At 73.7% G+C, this 19,191-nt stretch carries 21 protein-coding genes; 10 read left to right on the top strand and 11 right to left on the bottom strand.

Going from position 1 to position 19,191, the window contains the following annotated elements; genetic code table 11:
- Positions 1–70: 70 nt before the first annotated feature.
- The 5 genes from ACL02R_RS27710 to ACL02R_RS27690 form a co-directional block, all read right to left on the bottom strand.
- Entirely contained in the window at positions 71–451 is a 381-nt protein-coding gene (locus ACL02R_RS27710; RefSeq protein ID WP_412799704.1) for a type II toxin-antitoxin system VapC family toxin, read from the bottom strand.
- Positions 448–678 carry a FitA-like ribbon-helix-helix domain-containing protein gene (locus ACL02R_RS27705; RefSeq protein WP_412799703.1) on the bottom strand — a complete coding sequence of 77 codons (231 nt, stop codon included), beginning with the start codon at positions 676–678 and terminating at the stop codon, positions 448–450. Before ACL02R_RS27705 ends, ACL02R_RS27710 begins: the two co-directional genes overlap by 4 nt.
- 7 nt (positions 679–685) lie before the next feature.
- On the bottom strand, positions 686–859 hold the full coding sequence (locus ACL02R_RS27700; RefSeq protein WP_412799702.1) for a hypothetical protein: 174 nt from the start codon (positions 857–859) through the stop codon (positions 686–688).
- 179 nt (positions 860–1,038) lie between these two features.
- Positions 1,039–1,260, bottom strand: coding sequence for a hypothetical protein (locus tag ACL02R_RS27695; protein ID WP_412799701.1), 222 nt, complete (start codon positions 1,258–1,260; stop codon positions 1,039–1,041).
- 234 nt (positions 1,261–1,494) lie between these two features.
- Positions 1,495–1,734 (bottom strand): hypothetical protein, encoded by a 240-nt coding sequence (locus tag ACL02R_RS27690; RefSeq protein WP_412799700.1) that lies wholly within the window; start codon positions 1,732–1,734, stop codon positions 1,495–1,497.
- A gap of 176 nt (positions 1,735–1,910) precedes the next feature.
- Here ACL02R_RS27690 and ACL02R_RS27685 point away from each other — a divergent pair, with 176 nt between their 5' ends.
- From ACL02R_RS27685 to ACL02R_RS27660, 6 genes are all read left to right on the top strand, one after another.
- Complete coding sequence (locus ACL02R_RS27685) at positions 1,911–2,786, top strand: helix-turn-helix domain-containing protein (protein WP_412799699.1); 876 nt, start codon at positions 1,911–1,913, stop codon at positions 2,784–2,786.
- A 4-nt stretch (positions 2,787–2,790) separates the two neighbouring features.
- Positions 2,791–2,988, top strand: coding sequence for a DUF397 domain-containing protein (locus ACL02R_RS27680; protein WP_412799698.1), 198 nt, complete (start codon positions 2,791–2,793; stop codon positions 2,986–2,988).
- Positions 2,989–3,033: 45 nt separating this feature from the next.
- Positions 3,034–4,551, top strand: coding sequence for an ATP-dependent DNA ligase (locus tag ACL02R_RS27675; protein ID WP_412799697.1), 1,518 nt, complete (start codon positions 3,034–3,036; stop codon positions 4,549–4,551).
- A 132-nt stretch (positions 4,552–4,683) separates the two neighbouring features.
- Entirely contained in the window at positions 4,684–5,799 is a 1,116-nt protein-coding gene (locus ACL02R_RS27670; protein WP_412799696.1) for a L,D-transpeptidase family protein, read from the top strand.
- A gap of 41 nt (positions 5,800–5,840) precedes the next feature.
- Positions 5,841–6,815, top strand: coding sequence for a ketopantoate reductase family protein (locus ACL02R_RS27665; RefSeq protein WP_412799695.1), 975 nt, complete (start codon positions 5,841–5,843; stop codon positions 6,813–6,815).
- Between the two features lie 85 nt (positions 6,816–6,900).
- On the top strand, positions 6,901–7,770 hold the full coding sequence (locus tag ACL02R_RS27660) for a DUF1963 domain-containing protein (RefSeq protein WP_412799694.1): 870 nt from the start codon (positions 6,901–6,903) through the stop codon (positions 7,768–7,770).
- Between the two features lie 63 nt (positions 7,771–7,833).
- Here ACL02R_RS27660 and ACL02R_RS27655 read toward each other — a convergent pair whose 3' ends face one another.
- Together ACL02R_RS27655 and ACL02R_RS27650 are read right to left on the bottom strand one after the other, a co-directional pair.
- Complete coding sequence (locus ACL02R_RS27655; protein WP_412799693.1) at positions 7,834–8,298, bottom strand: DNA-binding protein; 465 nt, start codon at positions 8,296–8,298, stop codon at positions 7,834–7,836.
- A gap of 414 nt (positions 8,299–8,712) precedes the next feature.
- The gene (locus ACL02R_RS27650; RefSeq protein WP_412799692.1) at positions 8,713–9,549 is read right to left on the bottom strand and encodes a class I SAM-dependent methyltransferase; all 837 of its coding nucleotides are present in this window, start codon (positions 9,547–9,549) and stop codon (positions 8,713–8,715) included.
- A 79-nt stretch (positions 9,550–9,628) separates the two neighbouring features.
- On the opposite strand from ACL02R_RS27650, the gene ACL02R_RS27645 reads away from it, so the two are divergent.
- A complete protein-coding gene (locus tag ACL02R_RS27645) occupies positions 9,629–9,838 on the top strand; it encodes a DUF2277 domain-containing protein (protein WP_412799691.1) in 210 nt (69 codons plus the stop codon).
- Positions 9,839–9,885: 47 nt separating this feature from the next.
- Here ACL02R_RS27645 and ACL02R_RS27640 read toward each other — a convergent pair whose 3' ends face one another.
- The gene (locus tag ACL02R_RS27640) at positions 9,886–11,559 is read right to left on the bottom strand and encodes a DUF885 domain-containing protein (RefSeq protein WP_412799690.1); all 1,674 of its coding nucleotides are present in this window, start codon (positions 11,557–11,559) and stop codon (positions 9,886–9,888) included.
- A gap of 42 nt (positions 11,560–11,601) precedes the next feature.
- On the opposite strand from ACL02R_RS27640, the gene ACL02R_RS27635 reads away from it, so the two are divergent.
- Complete coding sequence (locus tag ACL02R_RS27635; RefSeq protein WP_412799689.1) at positions 11,602–14,775, top strand: ATP-binding protein; 3,174 nt, start codon at positions 11,602–11,604, stop codon at positions 14,773–14,775.
- Here ACL02R_RS27635 and ACL02R_RS27630 read toward each other — a convergent pair.
- Entirely contained in the window at positions 14,760–15,647 is an 888-nt protein-coding gene (locus tag ACL02R_RS27630) for an ABC transporter permease (protein WP_412799688.1), read from the bottom strand. The genes ACL02R_RS27635 and ACL02R_RS27630 overlap by 16 nt on opposite strands.
- Entirely contained in the window at positions 15,644–16,630 is a 987-nt protein-coding gene (locus ACL02R_RS27625; protein WP_412799687.1) for an ATP-binding cassette domain-containing protein, read from the bottom strand. Before ACL02R_RS27625 ends, ACL02R_RS27630 begins: the two co-directional genes overlap by 4 nt.
- An 893-nt stretch (positions 16,631–17,523) precedes the next feature.
- Here ACL02R_RS27625 and ACL02R_RS27620 point away from each other — a divergent pair.
- Positions 17,524–17,970, top strand: coding sequence for a hypothetical protein (locus ACL02R_RS27620; RefSeq protein WP_412799686.1), 447 nt, complete (start codon positions 17,524–17,526; stop codon positions 17,968–17,970).
- 31 nt (positions 17,971–18,001) lie between these two features.
- Here the strand turns inward: ACL02R_RS27620 and ACL02R_RS27615 are convergent, their stop codons facing one another.
- Complete coding sequence (locus ACL02R_RS27615) at positions 18,002–18,217, bottom strand: hypothetical protein (RefSeq protein ID WP_412799685.1); 216 nt, start codon at positions 18,215–18,217, stop codon at positions 18,002–18,004.
- A 183-nt stretch (positions 18,218–18,400) separates the two neighbouring features.
- Between ACL02R_RS27615 and ACL02R_RS27610 the strand changes: the two genes are divergently transcribed.
- Complete coding sequence (locus ACL02R_RS27610) at positions 18,401–18,967, top strand: tellurite resistance TerB family protein (RefSeq protein ID WP_412799684.1); 567 nt, start codon at positions 18,401–18,403, stop codon at positions 18,965–18,967.
- The last annotated feature ends 224 nt before the right edge of the window (positions 18,968–19,191 follow it).

The following is a 19,191-nucleotide window of genomic DNA, read 5'->3' as shown; positions in this document are numbered from 1 at the left end:
ATGACGTACCACGGGACGGGGGAGACGGTTCCGCCGGGCAGGTGAGCGGCGGGGAAGGCGGGCGGTCAGGTCAGTTCTTCTCCACGCCGATGACGTCGATCTCGCATCGCGGCCTCTGGACGCCGCGCTTGATTCTGGCATCCGTGGTGAGGAACGGGACGCCGAGGGCTTCGGCGAGGGCGACGTAGGTGGCGTCATAGGCGGACAGATTGGCGTGCAGGACCCGGACTCGCGGCAACAGGGGCATCGCCTCGTGGCGTTCGACGCGCAGGGCGCTGTACGTCTTGATGTGCTCGTCAAGCAGGGTTCTGTCGAGCATGGGGACGCCATTCTCGTGCCGCGAGTCATGCCGAGAAGCGCGGACGCGACTTCCGCGGGCACGGATCTGCCGGCCGATGGCGCCGCTGTCGGTGAGGAACATGATGACGGCCGAGGAGTCGATGACGATCAACGTGCGGCTCGTCCTTCGTCGATGAGCGCGAGCACGTCATCGTTGTCGACCTCACTGGTCGCGTAGCGCTCGGCGCGCCACGCGATCTCGGCAACGGTGGGCTGGGTGGCTTCCTGGGTGACGAGGGCGAGGAGGTACGTCTGAAGGGACTGACCGGCTTCGGCGGCGCGGATCTTCAGGCGGGACGCGATGTCATCGGGTACGTCCCTGATGGTGAATGCAGTCATTGTGCAGTCAAACGCTGTCTTCGCCGTTCAGTGTCGCCCGCTCGCGCAGGCGACGTTCCTCGATGATTGCCCCGACCCATCGACCGGACTCGTGGACGACGACGTACCACGGGACGGGGGAGACGGTTCCGCCGGGCAGGTGAGCGGCGGGGAAGGCGGGCGGCCGGTGGGCGGTGATCACGAGTGTGCGCCGCCTGAGTGCGGAGACCACCGCATCGGGAGCGGGGGGAACGGCGGGCGCCCGCTCGTCCGCCCGATGCCTGCCATGTGTGGGAACGAGGGTGTCGAGGAACGCACGGCACCACGACCGGACTTGGTGCCGGACAGAGGGCCGTGCGTCACGGCGTCGCCTACCTCCCATCAGTCGCCGCCCGGACGCGCCCGCCTGCGCAGCCGGTTCGCGTCGCCCTGCTTGCGGATGGGGACGTGCCATTCGATGAGCCGGGACCGCAGGAACGCCGTCGAGACGTGCAATTCCCTGGCGAGTTCGGCGAGGCTGGTGGTCGCATAACGACGCACCACTTCACTCCGGTTCGCCTTCACCCACCGTCGGGCCCGCGCCCGGATCTCCGTTTCGTTCATCAGCCGCGATGTCCTCTCTTTCGACAATCGACTTCGCGTACAACAGCGCGTCGCACGACGCACAGCAGGTCCCTCGGTCGGTCACCTTCAAGTCGCCCAGATGCCAGCAGCACACGGCCGTCCACTTTCTTCGGATGCCACGACTCGCCCTCCGCCGGGGCACCCGCGTCCTCGGGGCTCTTTCGCGAGTCAGGGCTGACCTCACGGACGACTCCCCGCACGGGTGTTCTGGCCTCAGTCCTGCGCCGCTTCGGCAACAGCACGACGGACTACGGCGGTCAGCCGCCTCGCCATGTCCACGGGAACGCGCCCGAGGTCGATCAACGGCGCGACGCTCGTACCGGACGCGGAGACGGGGTCGATGCCGAGCGACGGCAGCGTGATGCCCAACACGTTGAGCGTGTGCGCCAGTTCAAGGCTCACCTGCTCGGCGGCGCGCAACTGCTCGCGGCGCGTGGGCGACGGGTTCTTCATGTGCAGCCTCCAGGGGTCCACCGAGCCGCCTGGTGAGCGACCGGAAGCCCAGAGTGACGCATCGCCTCTTTAAAACGCAAGAGATGCGTTCTCAAAAGTTGAGTACTGTCACTCGTGCGAGCTACTTGCAGCACCCGCACGCGGAACAGAGACTCGGCGGGCGAAGGAAGGGAACTATGGCGAATTCACAGATCGCGACCATCCGCGTCCGGCGCTTGGCCTCGGAACTGGTGCGGTTTCGCGAGCAGAAGCGGCTGTCCATCAAGGACGTGGCGCAAGCGACCGGTGTCAACGAGGTCACTCTCAGGCGCATCGAAGCCCGCCAGGCCCGGCCTCAGAGACGCACACTGATCGCCCTGCTCGACGCCTACTCGGTGCGCGGGGACGAGCGGGAGAAGATCATCACCCTCGCGAGAGGAGCGCAGGAACAAGGGTGGATTCGCCCGTACGACTCGGAACTGCCCGACGAGTACAACGCCTACATCCAGTTCGAGTCCGAAGCCTCAGAACTGAAGAGCTACCAGTCGCTCTTCATCCCGGGACTTCTCCAGACCGAGGACTACGCCCGCGCCGTCATCACCGGCACACTCCCCACCGCCCCGTCCAGCGAGGTCGAACTGCGTGTGCGGGCACGCATGGAGCGGCAGGCGATACTGAAGAGGGAAAAGCCGGTCAGGCTTCGCGTTGCCGTGGACGAAGCAGCTCTCAGGCGACTGGTGGGCGGAGCAGACGTCATGCGCGCCCAACTCGACCACCTCGCACGGATGTCGGCGGAGCCGCACATCCGTGTGCAGGTCATCCCCTTCACCGCAGGTGCGCATCCGGGGATGCCCGGCTCGTTCGTGCTGATGAACTTCACGCAGAGCGCCGAGCCCGAGATCATCTGGGTGGACAGCCATGTCGGCGACCTGTTCCTGGAAAAGCCGGTCGAGATCTCACGACTCACCACCGCCTTCGACGAGCTGAGTGCTCAGGCATGCAGCCCGGCCGAGTCACTCGCTATGATCGCCACGCTACGTGACAGACTCGGCAATGTGGACGGCGGAGGGTAAGCAGGTGGAGTCATCGGGCGTCCCTGTGTGGCGGACGAGCAGCTTCAGCAGCGGCAGCGGTGAGTGCGTCGAAGTCGCGACGAACCTCCTCCCCACGGTGCCCGTCCGTGACAGCAAGCGGAGCGACGGCCCCCTGATCGTCGTGGCGGCCGGGAGCTGGGGGCGGTTCGTCGTCGCGCTGCGGGGCGGCCGGGTCGGTTGAGGCCTCCAGCGCGCGGGACGGGCGCGTTGCGGTGACCATGGAAGGGTGCTGTTCGAGGAGATCGCGCGGGCCTCGCGTGACGTCGCCGCCACCGCCTCGCGGTCGGCGAAGGTCGGCGTGCTCGCCGCGCTGTTCCGGGACACCGCGCCCGACGAGGCCCCCGTCGTCACCGCCTGGCTCGCCGGGCGCCTCCCGCAGCGGCGCGTCGGCGTCGGCTGGGCCGCCCTGCGCGACCGCCCGCCGCCCGCCGCGTCCGCCACGCTGACCGTCCGCGACACCGACGCCGCGCTCTCCCGCATCGCCGCCGCCTCCGGCACGGGCTCGGGCGCGCGGCGGCACGAGCTGCTCGCCGAACTCCTGGCCGCCGCCACCGCCGACGAGCAGGACTTCCTCGTCCGCCTGCTGGCGGGCGAGCTGCGCCAGGGCGCGCTGGACGCGTTCGCCGCCGAGGGCCTGGCCGCCGCCGTCGGCGCGCCGCCCGACGGCGTACGCCGCGCCGTGATGCTCGGCGGCTCGCTCGGCGCGGTGGCGCGCGCGGTGCTGGCGGACGGCCCTGGGGCGCTGGGCGCGTTCCGGCTGACGGTCGGCCGCCCCGTGCTGCCGATGCTGGCGCGCCCGGCGCGCGACCTGGACGAGGCCCTGGACCGGCTCGGCCCCTGCGCCGTCGAGGAGAAGCTGGACGGCATCCGCGTGCAGGTCCACCGGGACGGCGACGACGTGCGCATCTGGACGCGCACGCTGGACGAGATCACCGACCGCCTCCCCGAGGTGCGCGCCGCCGCGCGCGAACTGGCCGCCGAGCAGGCCGTGCTGGACGGCGAGGTGATCGCGCTGGACGACGACGGGCGGCCCCGGCCGTTCCAGGAGACGGCGGGCCGCGTCGGCTCGCTCGCCGGGACGCTGCCGCTGTCGCCCGTCTTCTTCGACCTGCTCGCCGTGGACGGCCGCGACCTCCTCGCCCTCCCCACCGCCGAGCGTGTCGCCGAACTGGCCCGCATCGCGCCGGAACCACGGCGCGTACGGCGGCTGCCGGTACCGGACCCGGCCGACCCGGAAGCACGCCGCGCCGCCGCCGGCTTCGCCGCCGCCGCACTGGAACGGGGGCACGAGGGCGTCGTCGTCAAGGCGCTCGACGCGCCGTACAGCGCGGGCCGCAGGGGCGCGTCCTGGCTGAAGGTGAAGCCGGTGCACACGCTCGACCTCGTCGTCCTCGCCGCCGAGTGGGGCCACGGGCGGCGCACGGGCAAGCTGTCCAACCTGCACCTGGGCGCGCGGCGGGCGGACGGCACGTTCGCGATGCTCGGCAAGACGTTCAAGGGGCTGACGGACGCGCTGCTCGCCTGGCAGACGAAACGGCTCGGCGAGCTGGCGGTGGAGGAACGGCGGGGCGTGGTGCGCGTACGGCCCGAACTCGTCGTGGAGGTCGCCTTCGACGGGGTGCAGCGCTCGACGCGGTATCCCGAGGGGGTGACGCTGCGGTTCGCCCGCGTGGTGCGCTACCGGGAGGACAAGCGGGCGGCGGACGCGGACACCGTGGAGTCCGTGCGGGCGTTGCTGCGCTGAGGCCCGCCAATCGTGCCCGCTTCGTTATGCCCGGGGGCGCAACAATCTTGGCGGTAAGCGCATCTTTATCGGTGAGGCACCGCTTCACCACCACTGTCGATCTTGCCCGGTATTCCCAGGGGGGACTCCACCATGCGCTCCGCGCTCTCCCACGGCCGCTTCCGCCGCCGCGCCGCCGTCCCGGCGGCCGTCGGCGCGGCCCTCGCCGCCCTGCTGCTCAGCGGGTGCGCCTCGGACGCGAACGGTACGGAGGCGGACGGCCCGGCCTCCTCGGCGCCGGCCGACGAGTCCCCCGCCGGTGAGGCGGACGAGGGCGACGGGGACGAGTCCCCCTCGGCGGAGCCCACCGAGGAGGAGACCCCGGCCGAGCCGGTCGTCATGGACTTCGGCGACGAGACGGACCAGGTCAGGGAGTTGCAGGCGCGCCTCGCGCAGCTGGGCCACTTCGCGGCGCAGCCCACCGGCTACTACGGGGACGTCACGCTCGGCGCCGTCTCCGAGTACCAGCGGGCGGCGGGCATGGAGGTGTCCGGCACCGTCTTCGAGAGCACGTGGGCCGCCCTGACCGGCGCGACCAGCGCGCCCACCGAGCGTGACCTGTTCCCGCCGCAGCAGGTCCTCGGTTACGGGGACAACTCCGAGCAGGTCCGCGAACTCCAGGCGCGCCTCAAGCAGCTGGACCACTTCGACGAGAACCCGACCGGCTACTACGGCGACGTCACGGCGGCGGCGGTCCGTTCGTACCAGCAGGCAGCGGGTCTTGAGGCGACCGGCACCGTCTTCGAGGACACCTGGGCGGCGCTGACCGCCGAGACGCAGACGCCGGGCCAGGAGGACATGTACCCGCCGGTGGAGATCCCCGAGGTGGAGCCCGCCGCGCTGGACGAGCGCTGCCTGACCGGCCGCGTGCTGTGCATCTCCAAGACCAGCAGCACGCTGTCGTGGGTGATCGACGGCGAGGTGCGGATGGCGGTGGACGTGCGCTTCGGCGCCGAGCAGACGCCCACGCGCGAGGGCGAGTTCGAGGTCTACTGGAAGTCGCGGAACCACCACTCGACGCTGTACGACTCCCCGATGCCGTACGCGATGTTCTTCGACGGCGGCCAGGCGGTGCACTACTCGCAGGACTTCGCGGCGAACGGCTACAACGGCGCGTCCCACGGCTGCGTCAACGTCCGCGACGAGGGCGCCATCGCGGCGCTCTTCGACGAGGTGAACGAGGGCGACAAGGTCATCGTCTACTGGTGACGCCCGTCCACCGGCGCCGGTCTGGTGTTTGAATGGCGTCCATGCGCTACATCATCATCGGCGCCGGCGCGGTCGGCGGAGCCATCGGCGGCCGGCTGCACCAGGCCGGACACGACGTCGTCCTCGTGGCACGCGGGCAGCACGCCGCGGCCCTGCGCGAGCGGGGCCTGCGGCTGCGGACCCCGGACGAGGACCTGACGCTGCGGGTCCCGGTCGCGACCGGCCCCGACGACGTCGAACTCCGGCCGGACGACGTGCTGCTGCTCTGCGTGAAGACGCAGGACACCGTCGCCGCCCTCGACGCCTGGGCCCCGGCCGCCGCCCATCTGCCACTGCTGTGCGTGCAGAACGGTGTGGCCAACGAGGAGATGGCGCTGCGCCGCTTCAGCCGCGTGTACGGCGTCTGCGTGTGGCTGCCCGCCCAGTACCTCGAACCCGGCGTCGTCTCCGCGGGCGGCGCCCCGCTGACCGGCATGCTGCACATCGGCCGCTACCCGCAGGACGGCAGGACGGACGACACCGCGCGCGCCATCGCCGCAGACCTGGAGTCGGCGAAGTTCCTGGCCCCCGTGGTGCCCGACGTGCTGCGCTGGAAGTACGCCAAGCTGCTGTCGAACCTGGCCAACGCCGTGCAGGCCGTCTGCGGCACGGACGAGCCGGAGGCGAGGGAACTCCTGCGCAGGGCACGGGCGGAGGGCGAGGCCGTCCTGGCGGCGGCGGGCATCCCGTTCGCGAGCGAGGAGGAGCAGGCGGCGCAGCGCGGCGACCGCGTGGACATCCGCGAGGTGCCCGGCGCGGAACGCGGCGGCGGCTCCACGTGGCAGAGCCTGCGGCGCGGCACGGGCTCGGTGGAGGTGGACTACCTGAACGGCGAGATCGTCCTCCTCGGCCGCCACCACGGCGTCCCCGCGCCGGTGAACGAGGCGCTGCGGCACGCGACGAACGTCCTGGCCCGCGAGGGCCGCCCGCCGGGCTCCACCTCCGCCGCCGCCCTGCTGGCGGCGCTCCCGTCCTGACGGCACGGGTACCGGGACGCGTTGTCAGACCCCCCGGCTACAGTTTCCCTCGTCGTCACGGAGAGTGATCGAGAGGGAGAGCGTCATGGTCCGTCGCACGCCGCCCCGGCCGGTGGCCGTGGAGGAGCACCTGCCCGAGCTGGGCTCACTGCGCCGGGAGGCCGTGCGGCTCCACCCGCGCCCGGGGAGCCCGTCGTGCCAGGAGAGTTCGGTCGGGGGGCCGCTGCTGTGGCCGGTGGAGGAGCCGTGGCCGGTGTGCGACGGCGAGCCCGAACGCGGAGTCCACGAGCCGGGGACGCCGTTCGTGCCGGTCGTCCAAGTCCGGCGGGAGGACGCGCCGGGCATACCGTTCCCGCCGGGCTGTGACCTGTTGCAGGTCCTGTGGTGTCCCTTCGAGCACGGTGCGTGGTGCTGTCCGCTGCCGCTGGTCCGCTGGCGGGACTCGGCGGCCGTCACGGCGGTGCGGGAAGCGCCTCCGCCGCCCGCCGACGCGCTGGAGGACCACGTGCCCCATCCGTGCGTCGTCCATCCCGAACGGGTGACGGAGTACCCGAGCTGGGACATACCGAAAAACCTCCGGGACGTGCTGCGCGACCGTATGGAGGCGATGGAGCGGTCCAGCGGCTTCCTGTTCCACTACCACCTGGCCGACGCGCCCGGCATCAAGCTGGGCGGCTACCCGGGGTGGACGCAGGACCCGGTCTGGCCGGACTGCCCGGACTGCGGCCGGCGGATGGACCATCTGCTCACCGTGGCGAGCCGGGAGTACGACGGCGAGTCCATCCGCACGTGGCTTCCGGTGGAGGACCGGAGGGAGGTGGACGGGCGGCAGAGGGCGAGCGAGGAGGCGAGCACGGGCACCGGGATGATGCTGGGCGATGTCGGAGGCGTCTACATATTCGAGTGCCGCACCTGCCCCACCCGCCCCACCAGCCACTGGTTCGACTGCTCCTGACCGATCGCACGCCACACGGTCACCTCGCGGACAGGCTTGTCGGCCGCGCGACCGGCGTGACGCTCACGGTGTGACGGCGTCCGGGCCCCCGTCCGTGTCCTCGGGGACGCGGCCGGAGAGGCGGGTGTAGCGCTGGCGGGCCGCCTGGGGGGTGCCGAGGCCGAGGCCGAAGGCGATCTCCTGCCAGGTCAGGCCGCGTCCCCGCGCCATCGACAGCAGACCGGCCTCCAGCTCGTCCATCTCGGCGCGGGCCCGCGTCACCAGGCTGAGGGCGGCGGTGATGTCGGCCCGGTCCACCTCCGGTTCGCCGTCGTCGAGGAGCGCGGCGCCGCTCAGCAGGAACGAGACGAGGCGCACCGCCTCGTGCGGCGCCAGCACGTACGGGTGGGTCTGCCGCGCGCGCTGCTCGGGCGTCACGGCGTGCCGCTCCGCGATGCGGAACAGCGCGGCGAAGGCCCGGTGTTCGCGGGCGGCGGCCGGGTCGGGCGGGGTGAACGGGTCGGCGGGCTGCGCGGCGTGCTCGGTCATACCGCCCACCATGCCGGAGACAACACGGCGAAGTCAACGGATGGAGGTGAACATTCTGTTCAATCGCGAGGCCGCGCCGACCCGCGTCGGGCGGCAGGCGTCCGCGTCTGCCGCGTCCCTCAGAACTTGTGCCCGCAGGCCAGGCACTGCCGCCGCTCGTCCGGGCAGGTCGCACCGCAGTCGGGACACTGCTTGAGAGCCAGGGGGCGGCTCAGGACGGTCAGTTCGGTGGTCATACCGGTGGGTCCCCTTCTCGCATGCTCGGCGTGGCCTCCCGCCCGTGCGGCGCGGGACCGGCGCCTATCCCGTTGATCCCCGTGTCTTCCCCGTGGGGCCCCGCGCTCCGGCGTCGCGCGGCGACCCGTACCCAGCGACCGTACGGCCTGGGCAGGTCCGCGCGCCATCGCCCCGTCGTCAGCGGGGAACGGGAACGGACGTTCGCCGCGCGGCCAACGAGTACATCAGCGGCACGCCGGGGTGCCCGGCCGGGAAGCGGTGGACGCCCGCCGCCTCGTCGCGCTCCAGCACCGGGTACGCCTGGAAGAGCGTGAAGCCGTGCTCGTGCAGGAACTCGACGCTCAGCCCGGCCGCCGCTAGTGCGCTGACGACGGTGCCGAGCGGGTGGTGCCACTCGACGTGCTCCGTCTCGCGCAGCGGCGGCCCGTCCGTGTACGTGTGCGGGTAGTCGTACCGCTGCGGCGTCCGGTCGAAGTAGTCGCGCGCGACCGTGCGCCCGTCGTCGTCCAGCGTCTCCATCAGCGGGTGGAACTCGGCGAGGTAGAGCCGCCCGCCGTCCGCCAGCAGTCCGGCGACGACCTCGGCCCAGCGCGTGATGTCGGGCAGCCAGACCAGCGCGCCGATCCCGGTGTAGACCACGTCGAAGCGCTCGCCCGCCAGCACGTCGGCGGCGTCGTACACGTCGGCGGCGACGAAGCGGGCGCGGCTTTCGAGCCCTGTGTCGCGGGCGAGGGCACGGGCGGTGTCGACGGCGGACGCGGAGAAGTCGAGCCCCGTCACCTCGGCGCCGCGCCTGGCCCAGGACAGCGTGTCCTGCCCCATGTGGCACTGGAGGTGCAGCAGCCGCAGCCCCGTGACGTCGCCGACCTCCTCGATCTCGAACGGCCGCAGCGTCGAGCCACCGGCGCGGAAGCCCGGCAGGTCGTAGAACGCGCTGGCGGCGTGGATGGGGACGCGGCCCTCCCAGTTCCTGCGGTTCAGTTCCCGGTGCACGGCCGACGCGGATTCGTCCATGCGTGCGACCGTAGTGAATTGGTCACAATGAAGCACGCGCATTCCCGCCCGGTGCCGACAAGGGCGCAGACTGGTCGTCATGTGCCGCAGCATCAAGACGCTCCGCCCGCCCGCGACGCCCGGTGTGACCGATGAGGACATCCGGGCGGCGGCCCTCCAGTACGTGCGCAAGGTGTCCGGCTACCGTCAGCCGGCGGCGCGCAACGCGGCGGCGTTCGACGAGGCCGTCACCGCCGTCGCGGAGGCGACCCGCCGGCTGCTCGACGGGATCACGGTCCGGGACGTCTGAGCCGTGCGGCCGCCCGCCTCCGGGACAGGGAGGCGGGCGGCCGTGCCTCAGCGCAGCCGCGCCAGCTCGTCGGCCAGGTCGTCCAGGCCCAGCGACCCCAGCGACAGCGCCGCCATGTGCCACGACTTGAGGTCGAACGCGTCGCCCGCGCCCTTGCGCGCCGCCTCACGCCCGGCGACCCACGCGCGCTCGCCCAGCTTGTAGCTGATCGCCTGCCCCGGCATGCCGAGGTAGCGGGTCAGCTCGGACGTCGTGTACCCGGCATCGTGCCCGGTGTGCCGCGCGAAGAACCCGGCGGCCAGCTCAGGCGTCCACACCTCGCCCGGGTGGTACTCCTCCCCCGCCGGGACGCGCAGCCCCAGGTGCATGCCGATGTCGATGATCACGCGGACCGCGCGCAGCATCTGCCCCGACAGGTAGCCCATGCGGCGCGCCGGGTCGGTGAGGAAGCCCAGCTCGTCCATCAGCCGTTCCGCGTACAGCGCCCACCCCTCGGTGGCCGCGCTGACGCCGCCGACGCTCGCCTGGAACCGCGACAGCCGGTCCTGGACGTGCACCCACTGCGCGAGCTGGAGGTGGTGGCCGGGGACGCCCTCGTGGTACCAGGTGGACACCAGGTGCCAGACGGGGAAGCGCGTCGCGCCCTGCGTCGGCAGCCAGGTGCGGCCCGGCCGGGAGAAGTCGAGCGACGGGCGCGTGTAGTACGGCGCGGCGGCGCTGCCGGGCGGGGCGATCATCGCCTCGACGCGCCGGATCGGCGGGGCGAGGTCCATGTGCGTGCCGTCGAGCGCGTCGATGGCCTCGTCCATCAGTGCCTGGAGCCAGCGGCGGATCTCCTCCACCCCCTCCACGGCCTCGCCGTGGCGCTCCAGGTGTTCCAGCGCCTCGGGCACCCCGGCGCCCGGCAGGATCTCGCGCGCCACCGCGCGCATCTCCGCGCTCAGCCGGTGGAACTCCTCCCAGCCGAACGCGTACGCGTCCTCCAGGTCGAGATCGGCGCCCGTCCACAGCCGTGCGCCGGTGAGGTAACGCTCACGCCCCACCGCGTCCGGCGTACCGGCGGTCCTCGGCAGGTACGTGTCCCGCAGGTACGCGCGCAGCCGCACCAGCGCGTCGGTCGCGGCGGCGGCGCCCGCGTCGAGGTCGGCGCGCAGCGCGTCGGGGCCGGCGGTGGTGAAGTCGCGGTACCAGTCGGCGGCGAGCCAGTCGTCCAGCTGGGCGACGACGGTCTCGACCTGCCGGGGCGCGGCGGTGAGGCCACGGGCGAGGCCCGCGTCGAGGGAGGCGGTGTATCCGGCGAGGGCGCCGGGGACGTTGCGCAGCCGCCGGGCGATGACGGCCCAGTCGTCGTCGGTGGCGGTGGGCATCAGCAGGAAGACGGACCGGAAGTGCTGGACCGGGGAGAAGAGGTTGGAGACGTTCCGGAGGTTCTCGCGGGACTCGTCGATCGCGAGGCGCGCGGTGAGGCGCTCGCGCAGCAGCCGGGCGGCACGGCGTTCGACGTCGGGCAGGCCGTCGGTGTCCACCGTGTCGAGGCGGGCCAGCGTGGCGCGCTGCGCGCCGGCCAGGGCGGCGAGGCCGTCCGGGGAGACGTCGGGCAGCTCGGCGACGCCGGGCCTGATGCCCAGCTGGGTGCCGACCACGGGGTCCAGGTCGGCGAGGGTTTCCACGTAGGCGTCCGCGATCGCGCGGGGGGAGGTCTGGGAGGGAGAGTCGTGCATTGTGCCATCCTCGTACAGCGGATGGCGCAAGGGAAGGAACACGTGTTCGATCACTTGATCGGCCGGGACCACGCCGCGGGGGTGCTGCGCGACCGGATCGGCCGGGCCGCCGCGGGCCGCGGCGGCCTGGTACTCGTCACGGGGGAGCCCGGCATCGGGAAGACGGCGCTCGTCGCGGGGGCGGCGGACGACGCCAGGTCGCGCGGGATGCTCGTGCTGGGCGGCTTCTGCTGGGACTCCGACAACGCGCCGGGCTACTGGCCGTGGGTCCAGGTGCTGCGCGCGCTGCGCCGGGCGGGCACCGGGGCGGCACCCTGGCCGCCGGCGGTCGCGGCGCTGCTCGCGGGCGGCGCGGGCGGCGGCGGGGACGCGTCACGCCCGGCGGGCGAGTCCTTCGAGCTGTACGACGCGGTGACGACCGCCCTGGTCGACGCCTCGCACACCCGCCCCCTGATGGTCGTCCTGGACGACCTGCACTGGGCCGACTCCGCCTCCCTCCGGCTCCTCGCCTTCGCCGTACGGCACACCGCCCTCGAACCGCTGCTGCTCGTCGGCATCTACCGCGACGCCGAGGTGGAGGCCCCCGGGCACCCCGCCCGCGACCTGGTGCTGCCGCTGCTCGCCCGCGCCACGGCCGTCCCTCTCGGCGGGCTCGCGCCGGGCGAGGTGGCCGCGCTGATCGAACGGACCGCCGGGCGTCCGCCCGACCCCGACGCCGCCGCCGAGGTGCACCGGCGCACGGGCGGCAACCCGTTCTTCGTCGAGCAGGCCGCCCGGCTGTGGCACAGCGGCGGCCCGGTCACTGCCGTACCGCCGGGGGTACGGGACACCGTGCGGCGGCGCCTCGCGCTGCTGCCGCCGGACGTCGCGGCGCTGCTGGAGACGGCCGCCGTGCTCGGGCGCGGCTTCCACCGGCAGGTGCTCGCCGGGGCGGCCGGGCTGCCCGTGGCGGAGGTGGACAGGCTGCTCGCCGCGGCGGTGGCGGCGCGACTGGTCACGGCGCCCGGCGGGACGGCGGAGGGGCGCGCCGGGGTGTTCCTCTTCGCGCACGACCTCGTGCGCGAGACCCTGTACGAGTCGCTGGACGAGCCGGTGCGCCGCCGCGCCCACGCGTCCGTCGTCCACGCCGTGCACGACATCCCCGACCTCGCCGACCGCATGCCGCCCGCAGACCTCGCCCGCCACGCGCACCTCGCGGGAACCGAGATCGCGCCCGCCCGCGCCCTCGGCCTGCTGCTGGCGGCGGCCGAGGAGGCCGCGGGCCGTCTCGCGTACGACGAGGCCGTCGGCCACCGGCGCCGCGCGTACGCCACCGCCGCGGCCGTCGGTCCGCGTGACCGGCTGCTCACCGGGCTCGAACTGGCCGTCGAGCTGGACATGAACGGCGGCGACGGCGCGGAGGTCTGGCGCGTCCTGAGCGAACTCGCCGCCGTCGCCCGCGAACTGGCCGACCCCGACCTCATGGCGCGCATCGCCCTGTCGATCGAGTGGTCCGCCGGCCACGGCCACCGCGGCGCCGAGCGCGCCGCGCTGCGCGCCGAACTGCTCGTGGAGGCGCACCGGCTCCTCGGCCGCGACCAGCCGCCCGTGCCGCCGGAGGACCGTGCGACGCTCCAGCGGCTCGCCCGCGACCTGAGCGTCCGCGTCGCCGTGCTGGCCAGGCGCGGCGGGAACGACGAGGCGCTCGGCTTCAGCCTGCGCGCCCGCCACGACACCATCTGGGGCCCCGGCACGGCGGCCGAACGGGTGGCGATCACCGAGGAGATGACCGCCGTCGCCCGCCGCACGGACGACCTGGACCTCGAACACTTCGGCATGTCCCTGCGCTGGGTCGCCCTGCTGGAGACCGGCGACCCGGCGTACACCGCCCAGCTCGCCGACTTCGCGCGCGTCGCGCGGCGGCGGAACGTGCCCCGGTTCGTGCTGGGCGCGGACGTGGACGAGTGCGCCGTCGCCCTCTTCCAGGGCCGTTTCGACGACGCCGAGAAGCTCCGCCGCCGCGTGCTGGAAGGCGGATCCTTCACCGGCAGCACGGGCAGCCAGGAGTCCGACTACATGCGCGGCTACGTGGAGCACCTGCACTGGTCCCTGCTGCTGGCGCGCGGCGCGTACGACGAACTGGACGCGCTGCACGCCGCCGCCGGTCGCGACTGGCCGCACCCCTGCCCCGACCTGCTGGAGGGCATCACGGCCGCCGCCCGCGGCGACATACGCACCGCCGTACGGCTGTCCGACGCCGCCGAGGCGCACGGCAACCACTCACGCCACACCCAGGCGCTGCGGCTGCGCCTCCAGGCCGCGGTCGCCGCCGCGACACGTGATCCCCTGCGCTGCGCCCGCGCCCGTGCGGCGCTCGCCCCCCTGCTCGGCACCTGGGCCGTCGGGCTCTACGGCTTCGACCTCAGCGGCCCGGTGACGCTGTGGTCGGCGCGGCTCGACGCGGCCGAGGAGCGCTGGGACACGGCGATCGCCGGCTTCACGGACGCCGCCCGCGCCGCCGACGCCATGGGCGCCCGCCCGGCGGCGGCCGAGGCTCGGGCCGGGCTCGCGGCGGCCCTGGCGGCGCGCGGGGCGCCGGGCGACGCGGAGGCGGCCGCCGCGCTGCGCGCCGAGGTGGCGGGGGAGGCGGCCGAGCTGGGCATGCCGCGGCTCGCCGGTGACCGGGGCCCCGGACCGGCCGCGCCCGAGGCCGAGTTCCGCTTCGACGGGCAGGTGTGGACGCTGCGGTACGCGGGCCGCACCGTCCGCGTGCCCGACGCGAAGGGGCTGCGCGACCTGCGCGAACTCCTCGCGAACCCCGGCACCGACATCCCCGCCCTCCGGCTCCTCGACCCCGCGTCGGCCGACCGCGCGCCGCTGGGCGCCGACCCGGTGCTGGACGACGAGGGCCGCGCCCGTTACCGGCGGCGCCTCGACGCGCTGGACACGGAACTCGACCGCGCGGCGGGCGACCGGGCCCGTACCGCCGCGCTGGAGGGGGAACGGGCCGCGCTCCTCGCCGAGCTGCGCGCCGCCGCCGGTCTCGGCGGCCGGGCCAGGCTGCTCGGCGACGAGGCGGAACGGGCGCGGAAGACCGTCACGGCACGCATCCGCGACAGCCTCCGGCGCCTCGCCCCGCACCACCCCGAACTGGCCGCGCACCTGGGCGAGTCGGTGACGACCGGCCTGCTGTGCGCGTACCGCCCCCCGGAGGGCACGGCTCACTTCCGGTTGTAGAGCCGCATGGTGACGGTTCCGAAGACCGCGATCAGCGCCGCGCCCGCGACGAGCACCCAGCCGGTCTCCCCGGCGTCGGCCTGCCCGTCCATCAGCCCGCGCACCGCCGCGACCAGCCGCGTCACGGGGCTGACGTCCACGCACGCCTCCAGCCAGCCGGGCATGGTCTCCGGCTCGACCAGAATGTTGCTGAGGAACGTCAGCGGCATCAGCACCATCATGCTCACGCCCATCACCGACTTCTCCGAGCGCAGCAGCAGGCCGAACATCGTCCACACCCACGAGAACGCGAACGAGAAGCCGACCAGCAGGACGATCGCCGCCGCCGTGCCGACGACGCCGCCGTCCGGCCGGTAGCCGAGGGCGAGGCCGACGAGCAGGATGACGACGGACGCCGTCGCGTAGCGGAAGACGTCGCCGAGCAGGTAGCCGACCATGGCGGCCGGGCGCCACACGGGCAGTGTCCTGAAGCGGTCGAAGACGCCCTTGTCGATGTCGGTCTTGACGGCGACGCCGGTGTACATCGTCGTCATGACGACGCTCATCACCATGATCCCCGGCAGCAGGTACTGGAGGTACTCGCTGGTCGAGCCCGCCAGGGCGCCGCCGAAGAGGTAGGTGAACATCAACGTCATCATGATCGGGAAGACCGTGACGTCGAACAGCTGTTCCGGCACGTGCTTGATCTTCAGCATCGCCCGCCAGCCGAAGGCGAGCGAGGCGGACAGCGCGCTCGGCCGGGGCGGGCGCTCGGTGGCGAGCAGCGCCGCCAGGCTGTCGCGGCTGGGGGTGTACGTGTCCCGCTCGCCGTCGTCGGCGCCCTTCGCGACCGCCGTCCCCGCCACGCCCGCCGTGCTTTCTGTGATGCTCATATGACGGCCTCCTGCCGCTGCTCGTCGTCGGTGAGGGCGAGGAAGACCTCGTCCAGGGTGGGCTGGCCGAGGGCGAAGTCGTCCACCGTGATGCCGCGCCCGGCGAGTTCGGCGAGGGCGCGCGCCGCCAGCTCGGCGGGCCCGGTGCCGCCGTCCGCCCTCACGCGCGCGGTCAGCCCCACCGCGTCCTGCGCCTCCTGCACCTGCGCGTCCAGCACGGCGGCCAGCAGGTCACGCGCCTCGTCGCGCCGCGCCGCGTCCCGCAGCCTGACGTGGACCGAGCCCGCGCCGACCGACGCCTTCAGCTCCCCCGGCGTCCCCTCGGCTATCACCCGGCCCCGGTCGATGACGGCGATACGGCCCGCGAGCCGGTCGGCCTCGTCCAGGTACTGCGTGGTGAGCAGCACGGTCGTGCCGAGCCCGACGACGGTGCGGACGATGTCCCACACCTGGTTGCGGCTGCGCGGGTCGAGGCCGGTCGTCGGCTCGTCGAGGAAGAGGAGGTCGGGCGTGTTGAGGATGCTCGCGGCGATGTCGAGCCGCCGCCGCATGCCGCCCGAGTACGCCTTCGCCTGCTTCCCGGCCGCCTCGCCGAGGCCGAACGCGTCGAGCAGCCGGTCGGCGCGGCTCGCGGCCTCCGGCTTGCGGTGGCCGAGCAGCCGGGCGAGGAGGACGAGGTTCTCCCGGCCGGTCAGGTCCTCGTCCACGGACGCGTACTGCCCGGTGAGGCTGACGCGCGAGCGCACGGCGTCCGCCTCCCGCACCACGTCGTGCCCGAAGACGCGCGCCTCACCCCCGTCGGGGCGCGCGAGGGTGGCGAGCATGCGGACGAACGTGGTCTTGCCCGCGCCGTTCGGACCCAGCACGCCGTAGACCATGCCGGAGGGCACGGTGAGGTCGATGCCGTCCACGGCGCGCTTCTCGCCGAACGTCTTGACCAGCCCTGCGGTCTCGATCGCGGGCCCGCCCCTGGGTTCACTCATCGGATGTCCTGCCTGTTCCCTCGTCGCTCGTGGTGGCTCGTGGTGGCGCGTGTCGGAGGTGCGGACCCGGCGGACGGACGGAACTCATCGGTCACCGCCCGTTCCGCCGCTCCCCTCCACACAAGGGGCGCGACATCCCGCCAGGCGTCCGCTGGATCCGGTCCAGCGGCGGACAGGGGGGCTGGTCCCGTGGAGAAAAGGCGGACAGAATGTGAAGCACGGGATCCGGGGGAAGCGGGGCAGCGGCATGGCTGGACGGCAGGGGCGGAAGGACCGGGCAGCGCGCCGCCGGCGCTGGACCGTGTGGTCGTCGTTCGCCGGCGGGCTGCTGTGCCTCCTGGCCGCCGGATGGCTGCCCACGCTGGTCCCCGGCGACCTGGACTCGGAACGGCAGTGGCCCGACGCTCCCGACTGCGCGCCCACCCTGTGGCTCGACACATGCGTCGGCGCGGCGGTCGGCAGCGTCGTCCTGCGGGAGGAACGGGACGGCGGGTACTGGCTGACCGTCGTGGACCTGCGGACGGACGTCCCGGCCGACGTGCGGATGCCGGGTCCGGGACCGGTATGGGAAGCGGCCGAACGCGGCCGGCGGGTGGCGCTGTTCTACTGGCGGGGCGAGATCCGCGCCCTGCGCGACGCCGACAACGCCTACCAGGAGGTCGCCGGGCTGCCGAGCCGCGACTGGCCGGCGGCACTCGGCGGCGCGCTCGCGGCGCTCCCGCTCGGGGGCTGCCTGCTGTGGTTCGCGTGGTGGACCGGCCGGCGCCGCCGGCCGGGCACGCGCGCGCACCCGTGGCAGGTGACCGCGGCCAAGGCCACCGCGTGGACGATGGGGGGGCGTCGGCGTCGTCTGCACGGAAGCGGCCGGCTCTCTGGGCGAGGCGTACCTGGTCATGGGCCTGGCCGCGCCGCCGGTGACCGGCGCCGCCTGCGCGTTCACCTGGTGGCGGCAGCGGCGGCGTGCGCGCGCCGTGGCCACCGTCGTACCCGAGGTGCCGCGCCGCGACATGCTGCTGCGAGTGCGCGTCCACGGGGATGTCCCCGGCGCCGTCGACGGGATGGGCCACCTGGCGACGGGCCACACGCCCGATCCCGCCCTGCGCGAGCTGCTGCTCCCGCCGACGCTGACGGCGGTGGGCGTCAGGGAGTTCGCGCACGGCGATCCCGACGACCTGGTGCGTCTCTCCGGCGGGCGCAAAGGCGTGGCGATCGAGTGCCGCGACGGGGACACGCCCGTCCTGCTCGGAACGCGGCTGCGCGACGCGCCGTTCGTGCTGGGCGCCCTCGCCGCCGAGCCCCCAGCCCCGAGGCGACCGAGGACCGCGAGGCGGCCGGTGTGACGGCCGGACGGCGACCGCCGCCGGGGCCGGGTCAGCCGGTCAGGGGCCAGGTGTCGGGGCCGCCGCCGCGCCATTCGATCAGGGTGGGGTCGTCGAGCCGTATCTCGTCGGGGTCGAGCCCGGCCCTGCGGAGGAATTCGATCAGTTCGGCCGGGGAGCGCGCGAGACCGAGATCCTCGCCGCCCGCGCGGACGCGGCGGCCACCGGGGGCGGGCGGCTGGACGACGATGCGTGCGAGCGGTGCCATGCGTCCAGCCTGCGGCATCGCCGCGTGTTCGGCAGCCCGGCGACGCCCCCGTTCACGGACGGTGACCGTAATCCGCCGGAGAGGGCCACAAGCTCACCCCATCGAGTGACACTGCGGCGGAACTGACTGCGGTCCGTGACCGTTGACGGGGCGAGGACACCGGATACGGGAGGTAACGGGACGATGGCGATGTGGGACAAGATCAAGGGCGCGACGGGCGGCCGGTCGGGCGGTCTGCCGGGCCTGGGCGGGAACCGGGGCGCGGGCCACGGCGGAGGGCACGGGGGGCACGGCGGCGGCCAGGGCGGCACGAAGTCCGCGATCATCGGCGCGCTGAAGTCCCAGCTCAGCTCGATGAAGACCGAGCTGAAGAGCGGCGGCTACCGTGACGCCAGCATGGCGATGTGCGCGCTGGTCGCGGCGGCGGACGGGTCGGTCGATCCCGCCGAGCGGCAGAACGTGGAGCAGATGATCCTGAACAACGACGTGCTCCAGAACTTCCCGGCCGACCAGCTGCGCCAGCGGTTCAACAAGCACGTGGACCACCTCGTGCGCAGCTTCGTCACCGGGAAGGCGGAGGCCATGCAGGAGATCGCCAAGGTCGCGAAGAAGCCGGCCGAGGCGCGGGCGGTCGTCCAGACGGGCATGGTCGTCGCGGGCGCCGACGGCTACTTCGCGCAGGCCGAGGCCCAGGTGATCCGGGAGGCGTGCGGCGCGCTGGGCCTGAACCCGACGGAGTTCGGCCTGTAGCCCGGCCCCCCGCGCGTGGCCGGGCGGCCGGGCCCGGCGCGGGACGGGTGAAGGGGCGGACGGGCACGAGCCGGAACGGGGGTCCGGGCATCCGCCGGTGCCTGCCGACGCCTGGCCGGGCCCGGCCGCCGGTCGCGGCTGGGCTGGGCTGCACGGGACTGGGCTGCACTGGGCTGGGCTGCACTGGGCTGGGCACGGCACACCCCGGAGGGGGGGGGAGGGGG

This window comes from Streptomyces sp. MS19, from assembly GCF_047200595.1.
GTDB lineage: Bacteria > Actinomycetota > Actinomycetes > Streptomycetales > Streptomycetaceae > Streptomyces.
Note: the sequence above shows the minus strand (reverse complement) of the source record. Positions and strands in the feature narration are given on the sequence as shown.